Below are 24,985 nucleotides of genomic sequence, written 5' to 3' on the forward strand. Positions count from 1 at the left end.
ATCGCATGTTCTCGATGAAGGATGTTTGAATGACCGCCATAACGCCACCCGATAAAACCAACCGGATTTGCTCGGTCACCATCGAAGGCTTTCGCAGCCTGAAGAACATCCGCAACCTGGAGCTGCCGCAGCTGACCGTGCTTATCGGGGCCAACGGTGCCGGCAAGTCCACGTTGATCCGCTTCTTCGAGATGCTGGGCTGGATGCTGAAGGCGAAGAACCTGCAGGAATTCGTGCTGCGCCACGGGGGAGGCGATGACCAGTTTTTCATGGGCGCGCGCAAGACACCGCGCATCCATGCCGAGTTGTGTCTGGAGACAGCATCCGGCCACAACGACTATCGGTTTGATCTGGCCCATGTCTCGGCCGGCGATACGGTCATGGTAATGAACGAGGCGATCCGCTTTGCACCAGGCCATATTCAGAATGAGGCGACATGGACAGAAATTGACGCGGTGGGCAAGGAGTCCGGCCTGCTCGACTGGACGACCAAGACCAAGACTGCCCAAACCATCGTCAGCCTGCTGCGGCAATGTTCCACCTATCAGTTCCACGATACCTCCATCAACGCGGCCATTCACAACCGCTGGGATGTCACCGAGTCGTTCCGCCTGCGCTCCGACGGCGGCAACCTCGCGGCCGTGCTGCTGGGCCTGCGTAATAGCGACCGCAAACGCTACGAGCTGGTCGTGAAGCAGATTGGCCGTGTGCTGCCGACGTTCAAGGACTTTGTGCTGGAAGAAGAGGCCGGCAAGGTGCTGTTGCGTTGGGTGGGCCGTCAAAGCGACAAGGTCTTCGGCTCGCACCTCACGTCGGATGGGTCGCTGCGGCTGTTTTGCCTTTTGACCTTGCTGAACCTGCCGCCCGACCGGCTGCCCGACGTGATGTTCTTCGACGAGCCCGAGCTGGGCCTGCACCCCCATGCCATCACCCTGGTGGCCGAGATGTTCAAGCGCTTGTCGAAGAAGCGCCAGATCTTCATCGCCACGCAGTCGCCCTATCTGGTGGACTGCTTCGAGCTGGAAAACATCATCGTGGCCACCGCCAACAACGGCGAAACGGTGTTGCGCAACCTGCCGCGCGAGCACTACCAGCGCTGGCTGGACGAGGAGTATCAGCTCTCCGAGATTTGGTTGCAGCAAGCCACTGGCGGCGTGGCCTGGTTGGGTGACAAGCAGGCTGTCAAGCGGGTCGGGGCCCTGGATGCGGGGCGGGCCGAATGATCCGGATTTGTGTCATCTGCGAAGGCCCCACCGAGGTGGATTTCGTCAACCGCTGCCTGGAGCCCTATCTGCGGCCCAGCGGCGTCAGCGTCTACGGAACCGTGCTGAGCGCCCGGTCGGGGCGGCATCGTGGCGGGCGTGTCACCGTGGATCGGCTGGCCCACAAGATCTCACTGCACTACGGCGAGGCCGACCGCGTCTCCACGCTGGTGGACTTCTACGGTTTTCAAGACCGCGCCGGCCGTACCCGAGCCCAACTGGAAGCCGACATTGCCGCTGCCGCGCGGGCCATCACCACGGGCTACGACCCCCGCTATGTGCTGCCCTATGTGCAGATGCATGAATTCGAGGGCCTGCTGTTCACCAACCCCGCAGACTTTGAATGGGCAGAAGACGGCTGGAGCGAAGACGTGAAAGCCGCGTTGATGGCGGTGGCGCAGGCGTTCCCGAACCCGGAGGACATCAACGACAGCCCGGAGACTGCGCCGTCCAAGCGCATTCTGAAAATCTTTCCCGACGGTACATATTCAAAGCCCGAACACGGCCCATTGATCGCCGAGGCGACGGGCATCGCCGCCATTCGGGCCAAGTGCCCGGCCTTCAACGAGTGGGTAGAGAGACTTCAAGCCTGGGGAGGCGCAGCCTGATATGGCAACCAAAAAACAGGCTGGCCGAGTGGCTGCCAAAAGCGCAGCTTCCAGCAGGAGCTAGTCCTCAACCGGCTGGGTGCTGTGCCTTTTTCAGGGCAATACGCTGGCGGCACTCAAGTAGTGGGGTAAGTCTGAGTTTCTGTGCAACGCTCCGCGTCGCAAGTTATCGCCAACACCACCCGGTATCAATGCGGCCCGCAAAAAAACTGGCGCCCCCTCGGGCGCCAGTTTTTTTATCCAACTCCACAACGCCGGCCACATCACCCGCCTTGCAGATCTGCACATCAACACCTCACGCGCCGTTCCCGTCCGGCTTGCTTTGCCGCTTCGGGGGCTTGCGCTCGGAGGCTTTCTTGAGGCCGATGGAGGCGACTTCGTTGGAGTCGTTGCCGAACTGGGCGCGGACCTGGTTCTTGACGCTCTTGACGCGATCATGGCGCTCGTTCTGGAGGGCGAGGGTTTCGTCGCGGGCGGCGGCGTAGCTGTTGGCGAGGTGGAATTCGCGCTCTTCGGCGGCGGCTACGCGGGTCTGGAGATCGGTGAGGGCGGCGAGGGTGTCGGCGGGGTTGCTGGGGGCGTAGCCTTCGATCACTTTGAGTGCGGTGATGCAGTCGAGGTCGGCTTGCAGGACTTCGGCGGACAGGCGACGATTAACGGCGTTGGGCATGGTTCCTCCGGTGGTGGGGTGGTTCAGGGTTTATTTGTTGTGACTAAAGATACTCCTTCGGCAAGGTGGTGCGCAATAGCAAAATTGAGTACGGGAAGGCCATGGGCATGGTGGGCCCTGTGTGCTTCGGGGGGGCGGGCGTTTGGGCCTGAGTGGAGCGGGTGAACGCCGTGATGGTGGGTGCATTTGCTTCCGTGAAGGGTGCACATCCTTCGAGGGCGGGTGTACTTGCCTTGGTGGTGGGTGCACTTCCTTGTGCGGTGCCTGCCAATGCTGTTGTGAAGCGTGCACTTCCTTCATGCAGGCATCGCAAGGCTGTTGTGAGCCGTCACACCATGATGTGCACGGGTGTACTTTGAGTTGTGACGGCTCACAACAGCCTTGCGATAGTTGCCATTCGAATGTGCAGGCATGTAATCAAGGGAAAAAACTATCGCAATCGTGTTGTCAGGCGTCACAACACGATTGTGATAGTTGCCATTCGAATTTACAGGCGTGTAATTGAGGGAAAAAGCTATCGCATTCGAGTTGTGAAGCGTCACAACAGGATTGTTATAGTTGCCATTCGAATGTGCAGGCTTGCAGGCAAGGAAAAAACTATCGTCGATGGCTGTGCGGGGGGTGTGTCGGGTTACGCTGCGCTAACCACGACCTACGTGGGGGGAGGTGGGCGATGGGGCTGCGCCAGCAAAAACCCCCGGACACCTTGCGGAGCCGGGGGCGGGTGGGTTTGCTAAAACTGCCGCTCAGCGGGCCTTGCGCCCTGTGTTGCCGGCGAGGCGTTTGAGCACGGCGACGAGGGTGTCGACTTCTTCGCAGGTGTTGTAGAACGCCAGCGAGGGCCGCACGGTGGCTTCCTGCCCGAAGCGGCGCAGGATGGGTTGGGCGCAGTGGTGGCCGGAGCGCACCGCGATGCCTTCTTCGTTGAGAGCCTTGCCGACTTCCTCCGGCCGGTAGCCATCGAGTACAAACGACAGCACGCTGGCTTTGTCCTGCGCGGTGCCGATCAGCTTGAGGCCGGGCACCGTGAGGAGGCCGCGGGTAGCGTACACCAGCAGGTCGTGCTCATAGCGGGCAATGTTCTCCAGGCCGATGCGTTCCACGTAGTCCAGCGCCGCACCCAGGCCCACGGCGTCGGCGATGTTGCCGGTGCCGGCTTCGAAGCGGGTCGGGGCGCCGTGGTAGACGGTCTTCTCGAAGGTGACGTCGGCAATCATATTGCCGCCGCCCTGCCACGGGGGCATGGCCTCCAGGATGTCGCGCTTGCCGTACACCACGCCGATGCCGGTGGGGCCGAAGATCTTGTGGCCCGAGAACACGAAGAAGTCCGCGTCGATGTCCTGCACATTGACCCGCATGTGCGACACCGACTGGGCGCCATCGACCACCGCCACCGCGCCGAAGCGGTGGGCCTCGGCCACGATCTCCTTCACCGGCACCACGGTGCCGAGGGCGTTGGAAACCTGGGTCACCGAGACGATCCTGGTGCGGCTGGTGAGCAGCTTGCGGTATTCACCAAGCAGCACCTGGCCGCTGTCGTCCACCGGGATCACCTTGATCTTCGCCCCCTTGGCCGCGGCGAGCTGCTGCCAGGGCACGATGTTGGCGTGGTGCTCCAGGTGGGAGACGATGATCTCGTCCCCTTCGCCCACGTTCTGCGCGCCCCAGGTCTTGGCGATCAGGTTGATGCCTTCGGTGGTGCCGCGCACAAAGATGATCTCCTCGGTCTGCGCGGCGCCCAGAAAGCGGGCCACCTTGTTGCGCGCGCCCTCGTAGGCATCCGTGGCGCGGGCGGCGAGTTCGTGGGCGGCCCGGTGGATGTTGGAGTTCTCGTGCTGGTAAAAATACGCCAGCCGGTCGATGACGGCCTGAGGCTTGTGGGTGGTGGCGGCGTTGTCGAACCAGATCAGCGGCCGGCCATTGACCCGCTCCTGCAGGATGGGGAAATCCCGCCGCACGGCCTGCACGTCGAAGGCCGGGCGGGGGCTTTGGCCGATGGCGGGGGCGGCTTCTTCCTGGCTGGGGGCGAGGAAGTAGAAGGCCGGTGCACCGGGTGCCGCCGGGGCGTGCTCCCGCTTGCCGCCGTCGAGCCCGGCGAGCAGGGCGCGCAGCTCGGTGTCGCCTGGCAGGCCGAAGGAGCGGGCGGTGACCCGGTCTTCCGGCACGTCCGGGCTGGCGTCCTTGTGGGACGGCAGCGCGGTGGGCGCTGTTGAAGCGGTTGACGCTGTGGAGGGGTAGGCGCTGGCCTCGCCCAGGAAGTAATAGGGCGAGGACGGCGCGCTCGGGCCCCGCGGGGGCTCGGGCGATTCCACCCGCGGCAGTGCGGCGGCATAGGCCTCGGGCACGCCGTACACCGGGTTGGCGGCGCGGCCGGTGCCGGTGGCGGCGTCGACAGCTTCGTCGGGGGCCGCGGCCGGGCGGGCCGGCGCCGGGGCGAGGGCGGGTGCGCGGTTGGCCAGGGCCAGCTCGGTCTGCGGCGGCTGGGGTGGGGCGCCAAAGGGCAGGCGCGCGTCGTGGCTGCCGCTGGGCAGGGCGGCGAAGAACTCGCCGGCCAGCTGCGCTAGCAGCGTCACGTCGGGCAGGCCCGCCGGTGCGCCGCCGAGGCCGCTGAGGCCGGCGAGGCCGTCACTTGTAGGTGTCGAGGGCACTGTAGTCATGGTACTTGCCGACCTCCACGTCATCGAGCACAGCCAGCGCATCTTCGGTGTGCACCACCAGAGAGCAGTAGAGGGAAATCAGGTAGGACGCGATGGCGTTGCGGCTGATGCCCATGAAGCGTACCGACAGGCCCGGGCCCTGCTCGCCGGCCACGCCGGGCTGGAACAGGCCGGTGACGCCCTGGCGCTTTTCGCCGACGCGCATCAGCAGGATCTTGGTCTTGCCGTCTTCCACCGGCACCTTGTCGGAGGGCACCAGCGGGATGCCGCGCCAGGTGAGGAACTGCGAGCCGAACAGCGACACGGTGGGGGGCGGCACGCCGCGGCGGGTGCATTCGCGGCCAAAGGCGGCAATGCCCAGCGGGTGGGTGAGGAAGAAGGCGGGTTCCTTCCACACCTTGGTGAGCAGGTCGTCGAGGTCGTCGGGGGTGGGCGCGCCGGTGAGGGTGGAGATGCGCTGCTCGTCGGCCACGTTGGCCAGCAGGCCGTAGTCGGGGTTGTTGATGAGCTCGGATTCCTGGCGCTCCTTGACCGTCTCGACGGTGAGGCGCAGCTGCTCCTTGATCTGGTCGTGGGGGCTGCTGTAGAGGTCGGAGATGCGGGTGTGCACGTCGAGCACGGTGGTGACCGCGTTGAGGAAGTATTCCCGCGGCTGGTCTTCGTAATCGACAAAGATCTCCGGTAGGTCGCCTTCGTCTTCGCGCTGGGAGCAGCTGACGCGCACGTCCTGGGGGTTCTTGACCGTGTTGAGCCGGTAGATGCCGGCCTCGACCGGCAGCCATTGCAAAAAGTGCACCAGCCAGCGCGGCGAGATCGTGGAGAGCTGGGGGACGGTCTTGGTGGCGTTGGCCAGCTGACGCGCAGCGGCATCGCCCAGTGCGTGATGCACCCTGTTTTCTACTGCCATGACTTACTCCTTGTTCCTGCCTGGGCAGGTGTGGTTGAAACCTGAAACCCATGGCGCCGTTGCCGGTGCCGGTCGGGTTTTGCGAAACACGTATCCGCCTTGTGTAGGGGCGACTTCAGTCGCCTTCAGCCGGTTGAACCGGGGTAGATCCTTCAATGTGGCCTCCGCGGGCGACTGAAGTCGCACCTACAGGGGGGTGTGCCGGTTGGGGGCGTTATCACGGGGGGGCGCGGGACGACTCCTTATATGTAGGCTCCGTCGCCGGCGGCGGGCTCCTGTTGCAGGCCGGCCTGGGTGACGTGGCTGCCCGGCGGCAGGCTGCGGGTGAGCCACACGTTGCCGCCGACGCTGGAGCCGCGGCCGACGGTGATGCGCCCGAGCACGGTGGCGCCGGCGTAGATCACCACGTCGTCCTCGATGATCGGGTGGCGGGGCAGGCCCTTCTCGAGGCTGCCGTCGGCACCCACCGGGAAGCGCTTGGCGCCGAGGGTGACGGCCTGGTAGAGGCGCACCCGGGCGCCGATCACCGCGGTTTCGCCGATCACCACGCCGGTGCCGTGGTCGATGAAGAAGCTGGGGCCGATCTGCGCGCCGGGGTGGATGTCGATACCGGTGGCCGAGTGGGCCAGCTCGGCGACGATGCGGGCGATCAGCGGCACGCCCAGGCGGTAGAGCTGGTGGGCGAGGCGGTGGTGGATCACTGCGTGGATGCCGGGGTAGCACAGCACCACCTCGTCCACGCTGCCGGCGGCGGGGTCGCCCCGGTAGGCGGCTTCGACGTCGCTGTCGAGGAGTTCGCGGATCGCCGGCAGGGCGGCGGCAAACTCGCGCACGATGCGGGCGGCGGCGTCGGGGCCGGCGTCCACATCCGGGCGGCCGTGGCGTTGCTGGTAGTCGAGCTCCAGCGCCACTTGTTCGGCGAGGCCGTTGAGGGCGGCGTCGAGGGTGTGGCCAACGTAGAAGTCTTCGTTCTCCTGGCGCAGCTCGGCGGGGCCGAGGCGCATCGGAAAGAGCGCGCCGCACAGGCCGGCCACCACGTTGCGCAGGGCCTCGCGGGAGGGCAGCTCGCGGCCGCCCCATTCCCGCTGGCGCTGCTGGGAGAGGCGCCAGCGCTCGCGCACGCTGCGCAGGCCGCTGACGACGGCCTCCAGGTTCCACGAGGCCGTGGCCACGGCGGCGGCGGGGTGCAGCCGGGTGACGGGGGCCGGCGTGGCGTCGCCGGGGGCGGGGCGTTCGGGCTTGCTGAGGGCAGCGGTGCTCATGGCTCAGTCCTGCACCCAGGGCAGGCCGTGGAAGCGCCAGCCATCCAGGCCGCCGCGGCGGGTGTCGGCATCGAGTTCGCCCTCGAAGCCTTCGAGCACATTGAAGACGGCGCTGAAGCCGGCCCGGGCGGCGGCTTCGGCAGCGGCCGCCGAGCGCTTGCCGCTGCGGCACAGCAGCAGCACCACCGCGTCCTTGCCCACCTTGGCCTCCAGCTCCTTCACGAAGCGCGGGTTGCGGGTCATGCCGGTGCCGGTGGCCCAGGCCACATGGACGCTGCCCGGCACATGGCCGACAAACTTGCGTTCTTCGTTGGTGCGCACATCGACGAGCACGGCAGCGCCGGCGCTGAACAGCGTCCAGGCGTCGTTGGGCGCGAGGCCGCCGGCGTAGGGCAGGCCGGCGTCGCGGGCGGTGCGGCAGGCGTTGTCCAGGAGGCTGTCGAGGAGGGCGTCGTCCGGCTGGGCGTGGGCGGCCTGAAAGCGGGGCTGAAGGGCTTCGGTGGGCTGAGAGGCGAGCATGATGTTCTCCACGGGTTTGGCTGGCGGGCGCTCGGCTGCGCCCTGTCCGGTGGAGAAACATTAACGGCCCGCCCGCCGCTGACGAACCAATAAGAATTCAGATCGATTGCAGGCGGGATCTGATAAGCATTGCAGGATTGGTGGGGAGCGTCTGCGCAGGCGCGAAGGCAGGCGTATGCGGGTCGGCGTGTTGCAGGGGCGGCCGCGGCCGCACGCAACAGTTGATGAGACCAGGAGTCCTTGTCTGCCCCCACGGGTGGCCTGGCGAGACAGGCACGCCCGCCCAGCAAGGTTCCCCCCTGCCAAGGGGGGACAGGGGGGGCTGCCGCTGCGAGGGCGCGAAGCAACTTGCGGGGCTCGGATTGGGCGAGTCCGCGCTCACTCTCCACCAAACCCCTCCCCGACCCTCCCCTTGTCAGGGGAGGGAGACGTCAGCTGCCGCGCGGGTCGAACAGGCGGCCGTCGTTGCGGGTGCCGTGGCGCAGGCGGGCGAGGGCGCCGTGACGGCCGCGGCGGTTGTGGGGCGCTTCGTCGAGGGGGCCTAGGGGCAGATTGTCGCTGGCGGCCTGCAGGGCTTGCAGGCGTTCGAGGCCGTCGGGCCAGGGGCCGTGGCCGGAGTCGGTGTTGATGTGGCCGGCGGGGCCGATCTGGTCGAGCCGGCTGCCCCAGCAGTCGGCCCAGTAGGCCGCCGACGAGAGGCGCACCCACGGGTCGTTGGTGCTGGCGACGACGATGCTGGGGGCGCCAAGGGGCGTGCGGGGGATCCAGCGGGCCAGGCTCTCCTGTTCGGGGTGGGCGTTGCTGTCGCGCAGGCCCGCGAGGCTGAAGCGTTCGGGGTCGGCGGGGGCGACCAGCATCAGGCCGGCGACGCGTTCGGGCCGGTCTGCGGCGGCGACCACCGAGGCGAGGCAGCCGAAGCTGTGCGCCACCACCCACACCGGGCCCGGCGCGCGGTCGATGGCGTCGCGCACGGCGCCGGCCCAGCGCGCCAGCACGGGGGCTTCCCAGTCGATGCCGATGACCCGCCGGGCGTCCGGCAGGCGGGCCTCGAACCAGCTCTGCCAGTGGGTCGGGCCGCTGCCGTGGAAGCCGGGGATGATGAGGGTGGTGTGCTGCATGATCAGCGCCGGTTGATCTCGTCGAACAGGCCGCCGTCGGCAAAGTGGGTCTTCTGGGCGTTGGCCCAGCCGCCGAAGACTTCGTCGATGGTGAACAGCTTCACCGGGGCAAACTGTTTGGCGTATTTGGCGGCGATCTTGGCGTCGCGCGGGCGGTAGTAGTTGTCGCCGGCGAGGGTCTGGCCTTCGGGGGAGTACAGGTATTCGAGGTAGGCGGTGGCCACCTTGCGGGTGCCGCGCTTGTCCACCACCTTGTCGACCACCGCCACGGGCGGCTCGGCGAGGATGGACAGCGAGGGCGTGACCAGCTCGAACTTGTCCGGGCCGAGCTCCTTGAGGGCCAGGTAGGCTTCGTTCTCCCAGGCGATCAGCACGTCGCCGATGCCGCGCTCGACGAAGGTGGTGGTGGAGCCGCGGGCACCCGAGTCGAGCACCTTGACGTTGCCGAAGATCTTCTTGACGAAGTCCTCGGCGGTGGCGTCGTTGCCGCCCGGCTGCTTGAGGGCGTAGCCCCAGGCGGCCAGGTAGTTCCAGCGGGCGCCGCCGGAGGTCTTGGGGTTGGGGGTGATCACATCGATGCCGGGCTTGGCCAGGTCGTTCCAGTCGCGGATCTTTTTGGGGTTGCCCTTGCGCACCAGGAACACGATGGTCGAGGTGTAGGGGGCGGCGTTGTGGGGCAGGCGCTTCTGCCAGTCGGCGGGGATCAGCTTGCCCTTTTCGTGGAGGGCGTCCACGTCGTAGGCGAGGGCCAGCGTGACCACGTCGGCCTCAAGGCCGTCGATCACCGAGCGGGCCTGCTTGCCGGAGCCGCCGTGGGACTGCTTGATGGTGACCACCTCGTTGTTGCGGTTCTTCCAGTATTTGGCGAAGGCGGCGTTGTAGTCCTGGTAGAGCTCGCGGGTCGGGTCGTAGGAGACGTTGAGCAGGGTCACGTCGGCGAGGGCCTGGCCGGCGATGCCGAGGGACAGGATGGCAGCGAGCAGGCCGCGGGCGAAGCGCGGCGTGGAGGGCTTGGAGCGCATGGTTTCTTCCTTGGTTTGAGTGGATGGGGCGAGTCTAGGGACATCGCCCAGCGCCACGAACCAAGAAAAATGACGAAGCTAATCGGGAATCGTGAAATGGCGGCGCGGGCGGCGGGCGGGGTAAGCTCACGCCGGCCCGGCGGGCTTCCCCTGCGGGGGCGACTTGCAGGGGCGACTTCAGTCGCCCCTACAATCATCGCTTTAAAGATCGCCGCTGCCACGACAACCGGACCCTCCCATGCCTGCTCCTGCCACCAATCCCCCCACCCGACGCCCCCGCTGGCAGCGCTGGTTGATCGACGCTGCGCTGATCGCGCTGGTGTTTGCCGCCGTGCAGCTGTGGCAGACCCGCCACGTGCCCGCCGGCCCCGCGCCGGCCTTTGCCGGGCTGCTGGCGGCGGGCGGGCAGGGCAGCCTCGCCGCCTGGCGTGCCGCCCACCCGGGCGGGCCGGTGGCGGTTTACTTCTGGGCCGACTGGTGCCCGATCTGCAAGGCCCAGCAGGGCAGCATCAGCGGCCTCGCCGAGGGCTGGCCGGTGCTCACGGTGGCGATGCAGTCCGGCGACCCGGCAGACGTCGCCAAGGTGCTCGCCGAGCGCGGGCTGCACTGGCCGACGGTGGTGGACGAGGACGGCGCCATCACCGCCCGCTACGGCCTCGCCGGGGTGCCGGCGCTGGCGGTGATCGACGCCGACGGGCAGCTGCGCTCGGTGGCGGTGGGCTACACGACGGCCCTGGGAATGCACCTGCGCCTGTGGTGGGCGAAGGTGGTGACGGGGTGAGCGGGAGTGTTTCTGGTTTGTAAAGTGATCTAAATCAAGATGTCGCCGCTCTGTGGTGGGCAGCAAAGATTTTCTGTACGGCATAAAAGATTTTTTTGAGAAACTGGGTTTCACTTCGTGAAAATACGTTTCTCAATTCATCGATGCTCTCCAGCCCGACGCAGCGTTTTTTCGGCAGCGAGGCCGGGCCTTCGGTGCACACATTAATACCCGTCTGGGTACAAGGTTCGCCCCAGGAGACCGGGCGCCGCTCGAAGCCTGGCCATTGGTCAGGCAGCGATGGGCGCGTTTCCGGGGCGTCCTTCGCCCGGCCCGGGCCGCTTCATCGTGCCGGCCTGGGCTGGACGGGAGTTTTCTGGATGCAATCACGCGTGAGCACGACTCGCTCCGCGACCGGCGGTTTCCGGTTCCGCTGCGCTCGATATGCGAGGGGCCTCGCCGTGGTCGCCTTCGCGGTCTTGCTGTTCCCGCAGCTCGCGCCGGCTGCCGGGGGCGCAGCCACTCCCCCTGGCGGTGAGGGCGGCACGGGGCGCCCGGCGATGGCCCAGGGCGCTGAGCACAAGAGCGTGCTGATCCTTTCCGGGACACAGTACGGCCTGCCTGTGTCGGATGCCGTTAACGCCGGTGCGGTGGCTGCGCTCAAGGAAAAGGGTGTCAGTGTCAATGACATCTACGTCGAATCCCTGGACATCGTCCGCGCCCCCGATGCGCACCGGCGTGCCGTGCTGGCGAGCCTGCTGAAGGACAAGCTGGCGACTAAGAATGTGGCCCTCGTGATCGCCGCCAACCAGTGGGGGCTGGATTTTCTGGCCCGGGAGGGCAACGAGCTCGCGCCGCCCGACACACCTGTGGTGGCGACCTTCATCACGACCGCCGCCGTGCCCTGGCAAGGTACGCCGCGCCCCATCCTCGACCTCTCCGACCGGGCCGACGTTGCGGGCACGATCCGCTATGGGCTGGACCTCTTTCCGCGCACGCGGCGGCTGGTGACCGTGTTCGGTGCGGACGACCGGCAAGCGCCCACTTCCGTGCAGGTCGCCGATGCGCTGGCGGCGCTGCCCGGCAGGCTGGAGGTCGAGAACACGGCGGCCCTGTCCCACGATGAGATGCTGCAGCGCGTTGCCGCCTTGCCCGCCGACAGCCTTGTCCTGCTGGGGACTTATTTCCGGGACCGGACAGGGCGCAGCTTCATTCCGGCCGAGGTCGCCGCCGAGATCGCCAGGCGGGCCAATGCGCCGGTGATGGCCCTTTACGATGCCCACATCCGGGAGGGGCTCGTCGGCGGGGCCGTGGTGACGTCCGCCGCGATCGGCCGGCGTGCCGGCGAGATCGGCTTCGAGATCCTGAGCGGTGCGCGCGACCTCCAGGCGGGTGTCGGCAAGCTGGCGCTGCCACCGCAGCCCCTGTTCGACTGGTCGCAATTGCAGCGCTGGGGGGCCGACCCGGCGAAACTCCCGGCGGACACCGTGTTCCTGAACCGCCCGCGCACGCTGTGGAGCGAATACCGGGACACCGTCATCGGCGCGTCGGCCGTCATGCTGGCCTTGTTGGCCCTGGCCGTCGCGCTGGCTGTCCAGAACCGCCGCTGCAGGCGGGTCGAGGGCAGGCTGCGCCTTCAATCGCTGGTGCTGGATCAGATTCAGGACCAGGTCATGGTCTCCGACCTCGAAGGGCGTGTGACTTACGTGAACCGGGCCGCCACGATGCACCGGGCGCAGGGCAGTGAGGCCCTTCTCGGGCGGACCGTCGCGTCCTTCAACGACCAACCGGAGGCGCCGGCGACGCACGCCGGGATTATCGAGGAGACACGACGAACGGGTGGATGGCGTGGCCGGGTGGTCAGCGCGCGGGCGGACGGCGCCCAGAGGCTGCTCGATCTCCGGACCACGCTCGTCACCGACGAGACGGGCAAGCCGGTTGCAACGGTTGGGGTGGGGACCGACATTTCCGATCGAACGCAGGTCGAGCAGACGCTCCACGACAGCGAGGAGCGCCTGCGCCGGGCCCAGGAGGGCGCCCACGTGGGCGTGTGGGACTGGGACCTGAAGACCGGCCAGATTTACTTCTCGCCCGAATCTGCGCGACTCCTCGGTTTGCCCGCCGAGGGGGTGTTTGCCAACGAGGCATGGCGCGCCCGGGTGTTCGAAGAGGATCTGGCCGCGGTCGATGCGCGGGTGATGGAGGCGATCGCCCAGGGCGATTTGCTGGAGGTGGAGTTCCGTGTCTGCGTCGGCCCGGATGAAACGCGCTGGCTGTTGTCGAAGGGCAAGGCCCAGTTCGACGGCGCCGGCCAGGCGGTGCGGCTGCTGGGCATCAATCTCGACATCACCGAGCGCAAGCAGGCGGAGGCGGCACTCGACACCTACCGCCAGCAGCTCGAGGCGATGGTCGAGGCGCGCACCGCCGAGCTGGTCGAAGCCACCCGCAAGGCCGAAGGTGCCAACGTGGCCAAGAGCACCTTCCTGGCCAACATGAGCCACGAGATCCGTACGCCGCTCAACGCCATCGTCGGCATGTCTCACCTGATCCGGCGCGCCGGGCTGGCGCCGGAGCAGACGCTGCGGATGGAGAAGCTCGAGGCCGCCGCCGGGCACCTGCTGGCGATCATCAACGCGATCCTCGACCTCTCCAAGATCGACGCCGGCAAGTTTGTGCTCGAGGAGATCCCGCTGCGCGTCGAGTCGGTCGTCTCGAACGTGGTGTCGATGCTCGACGACCGCGCCCAGGCCAAGGGGCTGCGCCTGGTTAGCGTGGTGGACCGGATGCCGCGCAACCTTGTCGGCGACCCCACCCGGCTGCAGCAGGCCCTGCTCAACTACGCCAACAATGCGATCAAGTTCACCGAGGTCGGCTTCGTCACACTGAGCGCCCGGATCGTCGACGAGGACGCGGACAGCGTGCTGGCGCGTTTCGAGGTCGAGGACACCGGCAGCGGGATCGAGCCGAGCGTCATCGCCAGGCTCTTCTCGGCCTTCGAGCAGGCGGACAGCTCGACCACCCGCAAGTCGGGCGGCACCGGGCTGGGGCTGGCGATCACCAAAAAGCTGGCCGAGCTGATGGGCGGCGACGCGGGCGTGCGGAGCGTCCCGGGGGTGGGCAGCACCTTCTGGTTCACCGCCCGCATCCGGAAGGGCGAGGTTGCGGCGCCCGGCGACGACGAGTCGAACGCAAAAGCCGCGGCGGCGATCCTCAGCCGCGACCATGCGGGCACCCGTGTCCTGGTGGTCGAAGACAACGATATCAACCGCGAGGTCGCCCAGGCCGTCCTCAAGGACGTTGGCCTCGTCGTCGACCTGGCCGAGGATGGCCTGCAGGGCGTGGCGATGGCAGATGCCGACGCCTACAAGCTGGTGCTGATGGACATGCAGATGCCCAACATGGACGGGCTGGACGCCTCGCGGGAGATTCGCAAGCGGTGGTCCAAGGAGCGCCTGCCCATCATCGCAATGACCGCCAACGCCTTCAGCGAGGACAAGGCCCGCTGTTACGAGGCGGGCATGAACGACTTCGTCAGCAAGCCGGTGGTCCCCGACGACCTCTACGCCGTGCTGCTGAGCTGGCTGGAAAAGGCTTCCGGGGCGGCGAAGGCGGGCTGAACGGCCAGACTGCCGCTGTCGGGGCTGGCAGCCGTTGGTCCACGCCCTGTCGATCGCCCTGGTCGGGTGGGCGGGCAGCCCGCCATCTCTACCCTTTACGGCTTCACCGGCGCTGGCCGTGATCGCCGCCGACAGGCCACCGTGCCCGGCCCGGACCCGCCCAAGGCGAGCCAAAGCTTCGGAATAAATTGAGGGTTCCTAAGAAAGATACGGATTTAATGAATAGGTAGATCGCGCTAAGGTATTGTCCATGCAGCATTTTTGCTGTGGCTTAGAGGAGCATCAGATGCGAGTTCAAATCCAGGTCATCGGCCTTCAGGGGGCTGCAAAGCTGCGCCGTTTCGCCGCGCAGAAGCTTGACGTCGCGCTTGCCTGTTTCCCGGATGGAATCGAGGCGGCCTCGGTCCGCCTGCGCGACATCAACGGCGCCGATCGCGGCGGTGTCGACAAGCTGTGCCGCGTCGTGCTCACCCTGAGAGGCGATGCCGTGCTCGTCATCGAAGAGCTGGGCAGCAACATCCTTCAGGCCATCGAGCGCGCCGCCGAGCGCTTGCGCCTGCGCGTTTCACGCCAGCTGTCGCGGGCCCACACCTGAGTATCAGTGCATCGGGGCTTCCCCGCCGGCGGCCTCGTTGATCTTGCTTAGGCAACGCGGTGCGCGCCGCAGCTGGGCATAGCCCCGCTTGTTTGCCCTGCCGCCGTCCAACCGCCGCGTGAGAATGCCATGACGCCGCCGCTCCCGCCCGCAGGCTGCCTTTACCGGCAAGCCGGAGCGGCCGACCGAAGCTGAAGCCATGAGCATCGCCCTTGATGATCTGTTTGCCGTGCTCGCTGCGGTCGTTCTGGCCGTGGTGGGCGGCGAGGCTTTCCTCAAGTCCATTCTTGGGGCCGCCATTCACCTGCGGGTGCCCAAGCGGGTGGTGGCGGTGACCCTGGCGGCCTTCGCCACGTCCAGCCCCGAACTCACCGTCTCCAGCGTCGCCGCCCTCGCCGGCCAGCCGCAGATCGGCCTCGGCGACGCGCTGGGCAGCAATGTGGTCAATATCGCCCTGATCTTCGGTCTGGCGCTGCTGTATGGGGCGGTACCCACCAGCCGTGGCGATTTCGGGCGCGATTACTACCTCGCCCTGGCGGTGCCCGTGCTCACCCTGGTGTTCGCCGTCGACGGGCAGATCGCGCGCGCGGAGGCGCTGCTGCTGATCGTGGCCTTCGCCGTCTGGCTGGCCGTGACCCTCCGTCAGGCCCTGCGCGAGCGCGACGCGCCGGCGGCGCTCGACGCCGGCGAGATGTCGGCGGTGCGCAGCCTCATCCTCGGCACGGCCGGCCTCGCGGCGCTGATCGGCGCCGGCCGCCTGTTTGTCGGCGGGGCGACGGGCATCGCCTCGGCCTTTGCTGTCGACACCTATGTGGTCGGCGTGGTGCTGGTGGCGATCGGCACCTCGCTGCCCGAGCTCGTCACCGTGCTCCTGTCACGCCTGCGCGGCCATGACGACGTGGGCGTGGGCACCCTGATCGGCAGCAACCTCTTCAACGGGCTGGCGATCGTCGGCGTCGCCGGCGTCATCCATCCCATCTCCGCACCGCTGACCGAAGTGGCCCTCACCCTGGCCTGCGGCATCGCCGCGCTGCTGTTGCTGCGCCCCGACCGGGGCGGCCTCATCGGGCGCGGTCGGGGCGTCCTGCTGCTGATGCTGTATGCCGGCTTCGTCTGGCTGACGCTCACTTCCTGAACCCGGAAAACATCATGAACCGCGCCCCGGACACCGCCTGGCACGCCCTCAGCCCCGACGAGGTCACCCGCCGGTTCGAGCTCGACGCCGCCCACGGCCTGATCGCCGACGAGGCCAGCCGGCGGCTCGATGCCCACGGCCCCAACCGGCTCGCCGAAAGGCGCCCGCGGCCGGCGTGGCTCAAGTTCTTCGACCAGTTCCGCAGCGTGCTGATCCTCATCCTGCTCGGTGCGGCGGTGCTGGCCGGGGCCATCGGCAACCTCAAGGACGCCGGGGTGATCGCGGTGGTGGTGCTGCTCAACGCCAGCCTCGGCTTCCTGCAGGAGCACCGCGCCGAGGCGGCGCTGGCGGCCCTCAAGAAGATGCTGGCGCCCTCCGCCCGGGTGCGCCGCGACGGCGAGGTGCAGCAGATCGAGGCCGCCGCGCTCGTCCCCGGCGACCTGCTGCTGCTCGAGGCCGGCGACCGCATTCCGGCGGATGCGCGGGTGCTGTCGGCCCACAGCGCCGAGGTGGCCGAGGCTGCCCTCACCGGCGAATCCCATGCCGTGGCCAAGCAGCCCCACGCCGTGGCCGAGCACGCGGTGCTGGCCGAGCGCCACGGCATGGTGTTCATGAACACGGTGGTGACCCGCGGCCGCATCGAGGCCGTCGTCACCGCCACCGGGATGGGCACCGAGATGGGCCGGCTGGCCGGCCTGCTGGCCGAGACCGCCGAGGGCGAGACGCCCCTGCAGCGCCAGCTCGACGGCCTCGGCAAGCGGCTGGCGCTGATCGCCTGCGGCGTGGTGGCGGTGATGTTCGGCATGGGCGTGCTGCGCGGCGAACCCCTGGCCCAGACCGCGATGACCGCCATCGCCCTGGCCGTGGCGGCGATCCCGGAGGGCCTGCCGGCGGTGGTCACCGTCACCCTGGCCCTCGGCATGCACCGCATGGCCCGCCGCCACGCCATCGTCAAGAAGCTCGCGGCGGTCGAGACGCTGGGCTGCACCACCGTCATCTGCTCCGACAAGACCGGCACCCTCACCCTCAACCAGATGACCGCCCGGGCGCTCGTCTGCAAGGGCCGGCACCACGCGGTGAGCGGCGAGGGCTACGGCAGCGAGGGCGCCATCGCCGGCGCCGGCGACCTGCGCGAGGTGCTGCTGCCGGCCGCCCTGTGCGTGGACGCGCGCATCCGCGACGGCGAGCTGATCGGCGACCCCACCGAGGGGGCGCTGCTGGCGCTGGCCGCCAAGGCCGGGCTCGACGCCGCCCGGCTGCAGGCGCAGCTGCCGCGGATCGCCGAGATCCCCTTCGATTCGGCCACCAAGTTCATGGCCACCTTCCACCACGACGGCGATCAGGTGCGGCTGTGCGTGAAGGGCGCGCCGGATGTGCTCCTCGGGCTGGCCGGCCAGTGCCTGACCGACGCCGGGCCGCAGCCCCTCGACGCGGCCTTGCGCGCGCGCCTCGCGGCCGACAACGAGGCCCTCGCCGCCCAGGCCCTGCGCGTGCTGGCGGTGGGCGGGCGGCTGATCCCCGCCGGCCGGTTCGACCCCGCCGGCGACCTGCTGCCCTGGGTGCAGGGCATCACCCTCCACGCCCTCGTCGGCATCATCGACCCGCCCCGTGCCGAGGCCCGTGAGGCCATCGCCCGCTGCCACGCCGCCGGCATCGAGGTGAAGATGATCACCGGCGACCACCGCGTCACCGCCGCGGCCATCGCGCGGGAGCTCGGCCTCGCCGGCGAGACCCACGAGGGCCGCGAGCTCGACGGCCTCGCCCCCGACGACATCGCCGCGCTGGTGGAGAAGAGCGCCGTCTTCGCCCGCGTCGCCCCCGAGCACAAATTGCGCATCGTCGAGGCCCTGCAGGGGCGCGGCCACGTGGTGGCGATGACCGGCGACGGGGTGAACGACGCGCCGGCCCTGAAGGCCGCCGACATCGGCGTGGCGATGGGCATCACCGGCACCGAGGTCACCAAGGAGGCCGCCACCCTGGTGCTCACCGACGACAACTTTTCGTCCATCGTGCGGGCGGTGGAGGAGGGGCGCACCCTCTACGAGAACATCATCAAGTTCGTGCGCTTCCAGCTGTCCACCAACATCGGCGCCATCCTCACGGTGCTGGCCGCGCCCTTCCTGGGTTTCGCGACGCCCTTCACGGCGATCCAGATCCTGTGGGTGAACATCATCATGGACGGCCCGCCGGCCATGACCCTCGGCGTCGAGCCGGGCCGCGTCGGCATCATGGACGAGCCCCCGCGCAGCAAGACCGCCGCCATCCTGTCGGCCCAGCGCCTGTGGCGCGTCGGCCTTTACGGCGTCACGATGGCCGTCGGCACCCTGGCCGCCTACGCCTGGGCCCTGCAGGGCGGCGACGCCACCCGCGCCGGCACCCTGGCCTTCACCACCTTCGTGCTGTTCCAGTTCTTCAACATCTTCAACGCCCGCGCCGAACATGGCAGCGCCTTCAACGCCCAGTTCTTCAGCAACGGCAAACTCTGGCTGTCCCTCGCCGGCGTGCTCGGCCTGCAGGTGGTCGCCGTGCATTGGCCCCCGGCCCAGGCCATCTTCGACACCGTCGCCCTCAGCCCGCTCGAATGGAGCGTCGCCATCGCCATCGCCTCCACCACCCTCGTGCTGGACGAAGCGCGCAAGCTGCTGATGTGCTTGTTCCGGAGGGTGAGCCGGGGCTGACGCAGCCGGCGGGCGCTAGCGATTCCCCTGGCAGTGCGCCGGCAACCGCTGTGGGTGGTGGTGTTTAGGTGAAAAACACTGGCGCTCTGGCTTGCGGTAAGGATGTTATGGAAAACATCGTTGTTTTTCGGTGAAGGATTTAGTTTTACGGCGAAAAACAAAATCTTTCTGTGAAAAAACTCAATTGTTCGGGCTGTAGATTGAGTTGTCGGAGCTGTAGATTGAATTGTTCGGGCTGTCGATAGAGTTTCACGCCGAAAAACTCAATCGTCAGGCCTGTCGATGACGATGTTTGGGCAAACAACAACGTTGTCGGCGCTGTCGATGACGTTGCAGGCGGGAAAACAGTGTTGTTCGGGGTGGTGGTGATGTTGTCGGTGCGACGGGGCGGCGTGTGCGGCGGGTGGGGAGAGTTTGAGGCGGTGTGGGCTGCGGGACGGGGGCGAAGGACTGCGGCGGAAAGCTTGATGGCGGGGGTGCTCAATGTGGGGCTGCGGGGGGATGAGCGGATGGTGTGGCGTGTTATGTTGTGGGGGTATGATTCGGGGGAGTCGTGGGAGTGGTGGGGCGGAGTTCGGCCAAGATCGGACGGTCGCCGCCCGATCCAGATAACGGCCATTCGGGCGAGGTGGTAGGCTGTTAGCCTGCGCGCCACATGGATCGAATCATCCTACTATGCCGTCGGCTGCTGCTTTCCCTGCCGTGTTATTTTGCATTGTGCTTAGTTTGCGTTTTTGAACAATAACTTGCCGGCCGTGTTATCCGGCATTCCGATGTTACGCGGCAGAACTGTCGCCCTAAAACAAAGTTAGCCAGCAAAGGAATCGCCTATGGATGTCAATTTGATCACTGCAGTTTCAGCGGCCGCAGGGGCTGTTTTATCTGGCGTTGCTACGACAATAGCGATCATCGTTGCCTACAAAGTGCATCAGAACCAGAAATTACTTTCTCAACGGCAACTACTCCTTCCTTTGTGGGACTACATGGCAACGTTAAGCAAAATTGACTCAAACACTCCGGTTACTCCGGATGTAATCAAGGTCGTCAATACGCTTGAGTTAGTGGCCCTTTGCTGTGAGGGTGGAATGATTGATGAAAAAGTTATACGACGAACATTCAAAGATCAATTCATCGTGCACTACGACGATGTCAAGAGATGTCGCTCAATTCCAGGGCTTTCAGTTGATGGTGAGGGGCTGCTCAAACAAAACAGGGCAGCCACTGAGTTTTACAACTCGCTTGAGAGTGAAAGACTGTCGCAGGATCGTGTTCAACGTGCTTAATCAATAGGAAATCATATGAATGAAAAAACCGTAGTCCAAACTGTTCGTGAGTTTGCAAAGAGTGGCGATCAAAGATTCAAGAAGTCCTTCTCTGTGTCGGGAAACTCGGATGAAATTATTACCGTCACAATCGAGCGTACCCGGCGAGTTCTGGCAACAGAGAGCCTTTCGTTTGAGGCCCGTGCCAATACAATCTCAGCCCTCCCATCAGGTGCGCCCTGCGGTTGTTGCGGGGGCTCAGGGAAAGCTGGCTAACCCATCATTCCACCGGACCTTGCGCATAAAGCCGCGCAAGGCCGGTGAATTCAAACGTTATGCCACTCACACCCTACAGCAAGGAAAAAATTCGAATGAATAAGCCACTTACGCACGAACAGTTGGTTCAAGAAATCAGCAAAAAAATTACACGAATGCGTTCATATACACCAAAAGTTGGTGTTTTTGGAAATTCTGGAGTTGGAAAATCAAGCCTTTGCAACGCAATCTTTGGAAAAGAAGTAGCAAAAATAAGTGACGTTGAAGCTTGCACAAGAAAACCCCAAGAAATTCTGATTGGATCAGAAAATAGCGGAATCGTTCTTGTAGATGTTCCTGGTATCGGTGAGGATCCGACCCATCAAAAAGAATACACCGCTCTTTACAAGAGCTTGGCTCCAGAACTTGATTTGGTTCTATGGACTATAAAAGCCGATGATAGAAACTACGCATCAGCTCTGGATGCTTACAAGGAAGTATTTGGTGCTAATGAAAAATCACCACCTATTTTATTTGTGGTCACACAAACAGATAAAACTAACGACATCGAAGACTGGGATCATCAAGAATACAAGCCCGGCGGATCACAGAATGGAAATATTGCCATCAAGGAAAATGACATCTCCAAGAGATTCGGCGTTAGTACAAATCAAATAATCTCTGTCGCTGTCTCTAAAAAAGGAAGAGCATACAACCTAAGAGAACTCGTTGAACTCGTTGTGGAGGCGCTCCCAAACGAAAAAAAGTTCTCTTTCACTCGCGAAGCAAAACAAGAAAACGTAAGCGAGGAGGCAAGAAAAGGCGCTGAAAAAGGAATCTGGGACTCTGTTAAGGAGTTTGCCGGAGAAGCATGGGATACAGTTAAAGACAAGGTGGTTGATGTCATTATTGCTTCTGCTCCAAAAATAATCTCCTCTATTGGACGCTGGATCAAGAGTTGGTTTTAAGCATAACAATTCAATCCAGCCGACGCCCGCAAGCGGGCGCGGCTGATTTCAAGCGTTGAACGACAGCTTTCCTCAAGGCTCAACGGCCGCCTTGGGTCGATAACAGACATCCCAAACATAAAGCCATAGCATCCCCTTCACCCCAAAACCGCCCCACGCACCAAAAAAAGGGAGCCTCTCGGCTCCCTTTTTTATTCCAGCCCTCTGGCCCCGCATCACGTCAGGGACGCGACCTCACGGGGCCTTCACGCCGAAAGTCGGCGCCGCTTACGCGAAGTTGGCGGCGGCGAAGTCCCAGTTGGCGAGGCTGTTCAGGAAGGTCTCGACGAACTTCGGGCGCAGGTTGCGGTAGTCGATGTAGTAGGCGTGTTCCCACACGTCGATGCACAGCAGGGCCTTGTCGCCGGTGGTCAGCGGGGTGCCGGCGGCGCCCATGTTGACGATGTCGACGGAGCCGTCGGCCTTCTTGACCAGCCAGGTCCAGCCAGAGCCGAAGTTGCCCACGGCGGAGGCCTGGAAGGCCTTCTTGAACTCGTCGAAGGAGCCCCACTTGGCGTTGATGGCGTCGGCCAGGGCGCCGGTGGGCGCGCCGCCGCCGTTCGGCTTCATGCAGCTCCAGAAGAAGGTGTGGTTCCAGACCTGGGCCGCGTTGTTGTAAACGCCGCCAGCCGGAGCCTTCTTGACGATCTCTTCGAGGGACAGGGCTTCGTACTCGGTGCCCGGGATCAGGTTGTTGAGGTTGACCACGTAGGCGTTGTGGTGCTTGCCGTGGTGGAACTCAAGGGTCTCTTCGGAAATGAAGGGAGCCAGGGCGTTCTTGGCGTAGGGCAGTTCGGGCAGGGTATGAGCCATCTTGTTCTCCGGGGTTGTTGGTTATGAAGCGGGCTTGTGTGTCCGACGATTTTAGTCGGGTTTTGTGTGCCTGCACAATCCGCGGCGGCCGGCGGATTGAATCGGGCTGGCCGGGCGCGGCTTGTGGTTAGTCATTGTGCGGGTTCACCGTGGCGTCCACGCTGCCCTGGTGAAGCTCGACGTGGATGCCATCGCCCGGGGACAGCGTGCCGGCGTCGCGCACGATTTCGCCGGCGGCGTTGCGGGTGATGCTGTAGCCGCGGGCGAGCACGCCGCGCGGGTCGAGGTGGGCGAGGTGCTGGGCGAGGGCGTCGAGGCGGCTGCGGCGGCGCTCGAGCAGGTTGCTGCCGGCGCGCTCGAGGCGCTGGGCGAGGGCGTCGAGGCGGGCCCGCCGCTGGGCGAGATCAGGCTTGCGGGCGGCGAGACGCAGGCCGAGGGCGCCCACCCGGGCCTCCCCGGCGGCGAGCTGGCGCGCCATGCGGGCGTGGAGCGCCTGCGTCAGGGTTTCGAGGCGCAGGCCGGCCTGCACGAGGCGCTGGCGCGGGTGGGTGAGCCGGGCGGCGACGCGGTCGAGGCGCTGGGCTGCGGTCTCAACGCGACGCTGCATGGCGCGCGTGAGGCGGGCGTCCAGCAGGGCCAGCTTGTCGTGGAGCTCGACGAAGCCGGCGCTGGCCAGCTCGGCGGCGGCGGTGGGGGTGGCGGCGCGCAGGTCGGCGGCGAAGTCGGCGATGCTCACGTCGGTCTCGTGGCCGACGCCCACCACCACCGGCAGCGGGCAGGCGCGGATGGCGCGGGCGACGGCTTCGCTGTTGAAGGCTGCGAGGTCTTCGAGGCTGCCGCCGCCGCGCACCAGGAGCAGCACATCGGTGCCGTCACGGGCGGCGCTGCGGCCAGCCCGCCGGATGGCCGCAGCGATCTGGGCCGGCGCGCCGTCGCCCTGCACTGGCGTGGGGTAGAGGGTGATCGGCACGTGGGCCGCCCGGCGGGCGAGCGCCGCGGTCACGTCGCGCCAGGCGGCGGCCTGGGCCGAGCTGACCACCGCGATGCCGCGCGGAAAACGCGGCAGTGCCCGCTTGGCGGCCGGCTCGAAGAGCCCCTCGGCCTCGAGGCGGGCCTTGAGGCGCAAAAAGGCTTCGTAGAGGTTGCCGACCCCCGCGTGGCGGACGGCCTCGACATTCAGCTGGTAGTCGCCGCGGGGCTCGAACAGGCTCACCAGCGCCCGCACCTCGACCTGCATCCCGTGCTCCAGGCGGAAGGGCAGGAGCTGCGCGCGGTTGCGCCACATGGTGCACCGCACCTGGGCCTGCTCGTCCTTCAGCGTGAAATAAACATGGCCGGAGGCGGCGCGGGTGAGGGTGGATACCTCACCGGCTATCCACATCAGCGGGAAGCTTTCTTCGAGCACATTGCGGGCGGCCCGGTTGAGCCAGGACACGGAGACGACCTCGCCGGGCTTGACTTCGGCAGAATTTCGGGGGGTGTTCATGGGGCTGGATTCTACCGGAATCCACATCTTCGCCTTCCGGGTGCAAAAAAATCCCGTTGCCGGGCTTGACTTGGGTGGAAACAGTTAAGTCTTTGATTTGTATGGGATGTTGCCGTAGCCTATTTTTTGACCCGAGTAGGAAAAACCCTTGCTGGGCGCGGGTTTAGGGCGTTCGATCAACAGCAATCCACAAAGTTATCCACAGATTTTGTGGATTGTCGTGAAGCGCTCGCTGGTTGCCCTGCGCCGTGGGGCGGGTTACATTCTCGGGCTTCATACGATTCGCAGGAGTGTTCGCGTGTTCGCCATCATTCAGGCCGCCGGCTGGCCGATCTGGCCCTTGTTGTTTGCTTCCATCGTCGCGGTGGCCCTGATCATCGAGCGGCTCATCACCCTGCGCCGCAGCAAGATCCTCCCCGAGGGCTTGCTCGAAAAGGTCGTCGGCGAACTGCGCACCTCCGGCGCCACCCCCGAGATGGTCAACCGCGTCGCGCTGTCGTCGCCGCTGGGCCGCGTGCTGGCCGCCGGCCTGCGCAACGTGCGCAGCCCCCGCGAGGTGATGAAGGAGTCCATCGAGGAAACCGGCCGCGCCGTGGTGCACGACCTGGAGCGCTTCCTCACCACCCTCGGCACCATCGCCTCGATCAGCCCGCTGATGGGCCTTTTTGGCACCGTGGTGGGCATGATCGAGATCTTCGGCTCCCAGACGCCGGGCGGCTCCAACCCCCAGCAGCTCGCCCACGGCATCTCCATCGCCCTCTACAACACCGGCTTCGGCCTGGTGATCGCGATGCCCAGCATGATCTTCTGGCGCCATTTCAGGGCCACCGTGGATGGCCTCGTCGTCGAGATGGAGCAGCAGGCCATCCGCCTCGTGGAAGTGGTCCACGGCGACCGTCGCTGAGGCGCCCGCCATGAACTTCGGCCGTGGCCGCTCCCGCGAGGAGCCCGAGATCAACCTGATCCCGATGATCGACGTGCTGCTGGTGATCATCATCTTCCTGATGCTCACCACCACCTATTCGCGCTTTGCCGGGCTGGAGATCAACCTGCCCACCGCCGACGCCCAGGCCAGCAACGCCAAAACCGTGGAGGTCAACGTGGCCGTCACGGCGGCTGGCGACGTGGTCATCAACAAGCGACCGGTGAATGGCTCCGGCCAGCCGGCCATTGTGGCGGCCCTGCAGGCGGCGGTGCCGCCCGACGCCAAGGATCCGGTGGTTATCATCAACGCCGACGCCAAGGCGGCCCACCAGCGCGTCATCGACGTGATGCAGGCGGCCCAGCAAGCCGGGTTGGTGCATATCTCCTTCGCCACCCAGGCGGCCCAGCAGTAACGCGTCCGCGCGTCC

At 66.0% G+C, this 24,985-nt stretch carries 21 protein-coding genes; 11 read left to right on the forward strand and 10 right to left on the reverse strand.

Annotation, left to right across the window (positions count from 1 at the left end):
- The first annotated feature begins 29 nt into the window (after positions 1-29).
- Positions 30-1,223, forward strand: a complete 1,194-nt coding sequence (locus ZRA01_RS00245) for an AAA family ATPase (RefSeq protein ID WP_141348737.1) — start codon at positions 30-32, stop codon at positions 1,221-1,223.
- Entirely contained in the window at positions 1,220-1,870 is a 651-nt protein-coding gene (locus tag ZRA01_RS00250; RefSeq protein ID WP_141348738.1) for a DUF4276 family protein, read from the forward strand. Before ZRA01_RS00245 ends, ZRA01_RS00250 begins: the two co-directional genes overlap by 4 nt.
- 295 nt (positions 1,871-2,165) lie before the next feature.
- Here ZRA01_RS00250 and ZRA01_RS00255 read toward each other — a convergent pair whose 3' ends face one another.
- From ZRA01_RS00255 to ZRA01_RS00285, 7 genes are all read right to left on the reverse strand, one after another.
- Positions 2,166-2,540 carry a hypothetical protein gene (locus ZRA01_RS00255; RefSeq protein WP_141348739.1) on the reverse strand — a complete coding sequence of 125 codons (375 nt, stop codon included), beginning with the start codon at positions 2,538-2,540 and terminating at the stop codon, positions 2,166-2,168.
- Between the two features lie 746 nt (positions 2,541-3,286).
- On the reverse strand, positions 3,287-5,197 hold the full coding sequence (locus tag ZRA01_RS00260) for a family 2A encapsulin nanocompartment cargo protein cysteine desulfurase (RefSeq protein WP_141348740.1): 1,911 nt from the start codon (positions 5,195-5,197) through the stop codon (positions 3,287-3,289).
- A complete protein-coding gene (locus ZRA01_RS00265; protein ID WP_141348741.1) occupies positions 5,166-6,104 on the reverse strand; it encodes a family 2A encapsulin nanocompartment shell protein in 939 nt (312 codons plus the stop codon). Before ZRA01_RS00265 ends, ZRA01_RS00260 begins: the two co-directional genes overlap by 32 nt.
- A gap of 242 nt (positions 6,105-6,346) precedes the next feature.
- Positions 6,347-7,366: a serine O-acetyltransferase EpsC gene (gene epsC, locus ZRA01_RS00270; RefSeq protein ID WP_141348742.1), complete on the reverse strand. Its 1,020-nt coding sequence runs from the start codon at positions 7,364-7,366 to the stop codon at positions 6,347-6,349.
- Positions 7,367-7,369: 3 nt separating this feature from the next.
- Positions 7,370-7,885, reverse strand: a complete 516-nt coding sequence (locus tag ZRA01_RS00275; protein WP_141348743.1) for a rhodanese-like domain-containing protein — start codon at positions 7,883-7,885, stop codon at positions 7,370-7,372.
- 431 nt (positions 7,886-8,316) lie between these two features.
- Positions 8,317-9,003, reverse strand: a complete 687-nt coding sequence (locus tag ZRA01_RS00280) for an RBBP9/YdeN family alpha/beta hydrolase (RefSeq protein WP_141348744.1) — start codon at positions 9,001-9,003, stop codon at positions 8,317-8,319.
- A gap of 2 nt (positions 9,004-9,005) precedes the next feature.
- The gene (locus tag ZRA01_RS00285; protein WP_141348745.1) at positions 9,006-10,025 is read right to left on the reverse strand and encodes a sulfate ABC transporter substrate-binding protein; all 1,020 of its coding nucleotides are present in this window, start codon (positions 10,023-10,025) and stop codon (positions 9,006-9,008) included.
- Between the two features lie 238 nt (positions 10,026-10,263).
- On the opposite strand from ZRA01_RS00285, the gene ZRA01_RS00290 reads away from it, so the two are divergent.
- The 5 genes from ZRA01_RS00290 (at position 10,264) to ZRA01_RS00310 (ending at position 18,810) form a co-directional block, all read left to right on the forward strand.
- Positions 10,264-10,806 carry a redoxin family protein gene (locus ZRA01_RS00290; RefSeq protein WP_141348746.1) on the forward strand — a complete coding sequence of 181 codons (543 nt, stop codon included), beginning with the start codon at positions 10,264-10,266 and terminating at the stop codon, positions 10,804-10,806.
- A 539-nt stretch (positions 10,807-11,345) separates the two neighbouring features.
- Positions 11,346-14,402, forward strand: coding sequence for a response regulator (locus ZRA01_RS00295; RefSeq protein ID WP_141348747.1), 3,057 nt, complete (start codon positions 11,346-11,348; stop codon positions 14,400-14,402).
- Between the two features lie 286 nt (positions 14,403-14,688).
- Positions 14,689-14,997, forward strand: coding sequence for an HPF/RaiA family ribosome-associated protein (locus tag ZRA01_RS00300; protein ID WP_141348748.1), 309 nt, complete (start codon positions 14,689-14,691; stop codon positions 14,995-14,997).
- Positions 14,998-15,196: 199 nt separating this feature from the next.
- Positions 15,197-16,132, forward strand: a complete 936-nt coding sequence (locus ZRA01_RS00305; RefSeq protein ID WP_141348749.1) for a sodium:calcium antiporter — start codon at positions 15,197-15,199, stop codon at positions 16,130-16,132.
- Between the two features lie 14 nt (positions 16,133-16,146).
- Positions 16,147-18,810 carry a cation-translocating P-type ATPase gene (locus ZRA01_RS00310; protein WP_141348750.1) on the forward strand — a complete coding sequence of 888 codons (2,664 nt, stop codon included), beginning with the start codon at positions 16,147-16,149 and terminating at the stop codon, positions 18,808-18,810.
- 145 nt (positions 18,811-18,955) lie between these two features.
- Here ZRA01_RS00310 and ZRA01_RS00315 read toward each other — a convergent pair whose 3' ends face one another.
- The gene (locus tag ZRA01_RS00315) at positions 18,956-19,294 is read right to left on the reverse strand and encodes a hypothetical protein (RefSeq protein WP_141348751.1); all 339 of its coding nucleotides are present in this window, start codon (positions 19,292-19,294) and stop codon (positions 18,956-18,958) included.
- 346 nt (positions 19,295-19,640) lie between these two features.
- On the opposite strand from ZRA01_RS00315, the gene ZRA01_RS00320 reads away from it, so the two are divergent.
- The gene (locus ZRA01_RS00320) at positions 19,641-20,093 is read left to right on the forward strand and encodes a DUF4760 domain-containing protein (RefSeq protein ID WP_141348752.1); all 453 of its coding nucleotides are present in this window, start codon (positions 19,641-19,643) and stop codon (positions 20,091-20,093) included.
- A gap of 350 nt (positions 20,094-20,443) precedes the next feature.
- Positions 20,444-21,295 carry a GTPase family protein gene (locus ZRA01_RS00325; RefSeq protein WP_170182858.1) on the forward strand — a complete coding sequence of 284 codons (852 nt, stop codon included), beginning with the start codon at positions 20,444-20,446 and terminating at the stop codon, positions 21,293-21,295.
- A 267-nt stretch (positions 21,296-21,562) separates the two neighbouring features.
- Here ZRA01_RS00325 and ZRA01_RS00330 read toward each other — a convergent pair whose 3' ends face one another.
- Positions 21,563-22,147 carry a superoxide dismutase gene (locus ZRA01_RS00330; protein ID WP_141348754.1) on the reverse strand — a complete coding sequence of 195 codons (585 nt, stop codon included), beginning with the start codon at positions 22,145-22,147 and terminating at the stop codon, positions 21,563-21,565.
- Between the two features lie 127 nt (positions 22,148-22,274).
- Complete coding sequence (gene xseA / locus ZRA01_RS00335) at positions 22,275-23,633, reverse strand: exodeoxyribonuclease VII large subunit (RefSeq protein WP_141348755.1); 1,359 nt, start codon at positions 23,631-23,633, stop codon at positions 22,275-22,277.
- Positions 23,634-23,931: 298 nt separating this feature from the next.
- Here xseA and ZRA01_RS00340 point away from each other — a divergent pair, with 298 nt between their 5' ends.
- Complete coding sequence (locus ZRA01_RS00340; RefSeq protein WP_141348756.1) at positions 23,932-24,537, forward strand: MotA/TolQ/ExbB proton channel family protein; 606 nt, start codon at positions 23,932-23,934, stop codon at positions 24,535-24,537.
- Between the two features lie 10 nt (positions 24,538-24,547).
- Positions 24,548-24,970: an ExbD/TolR family protein gene (locus ZRA01_RS00345; protein ID WP_141348757.1), complete on the forward strand. Its 423-nt coding sequence runs from the start codon at positions 24,548-24,550 to the stop codon at positions 24,968-24,970.
- Positions 24,971-24,985 lie beyond the last annotated feature (15 nt).

Source organism: Zoogloea ramigera (assembly GCF_006539865.1).
Classification (GTDB): Bacteria; Pseudomonadota; Gammaproteobacteria; order Burkholderiales; family Rhodocyclaceae; genus Zoogloea; species Zoogloea ramigera.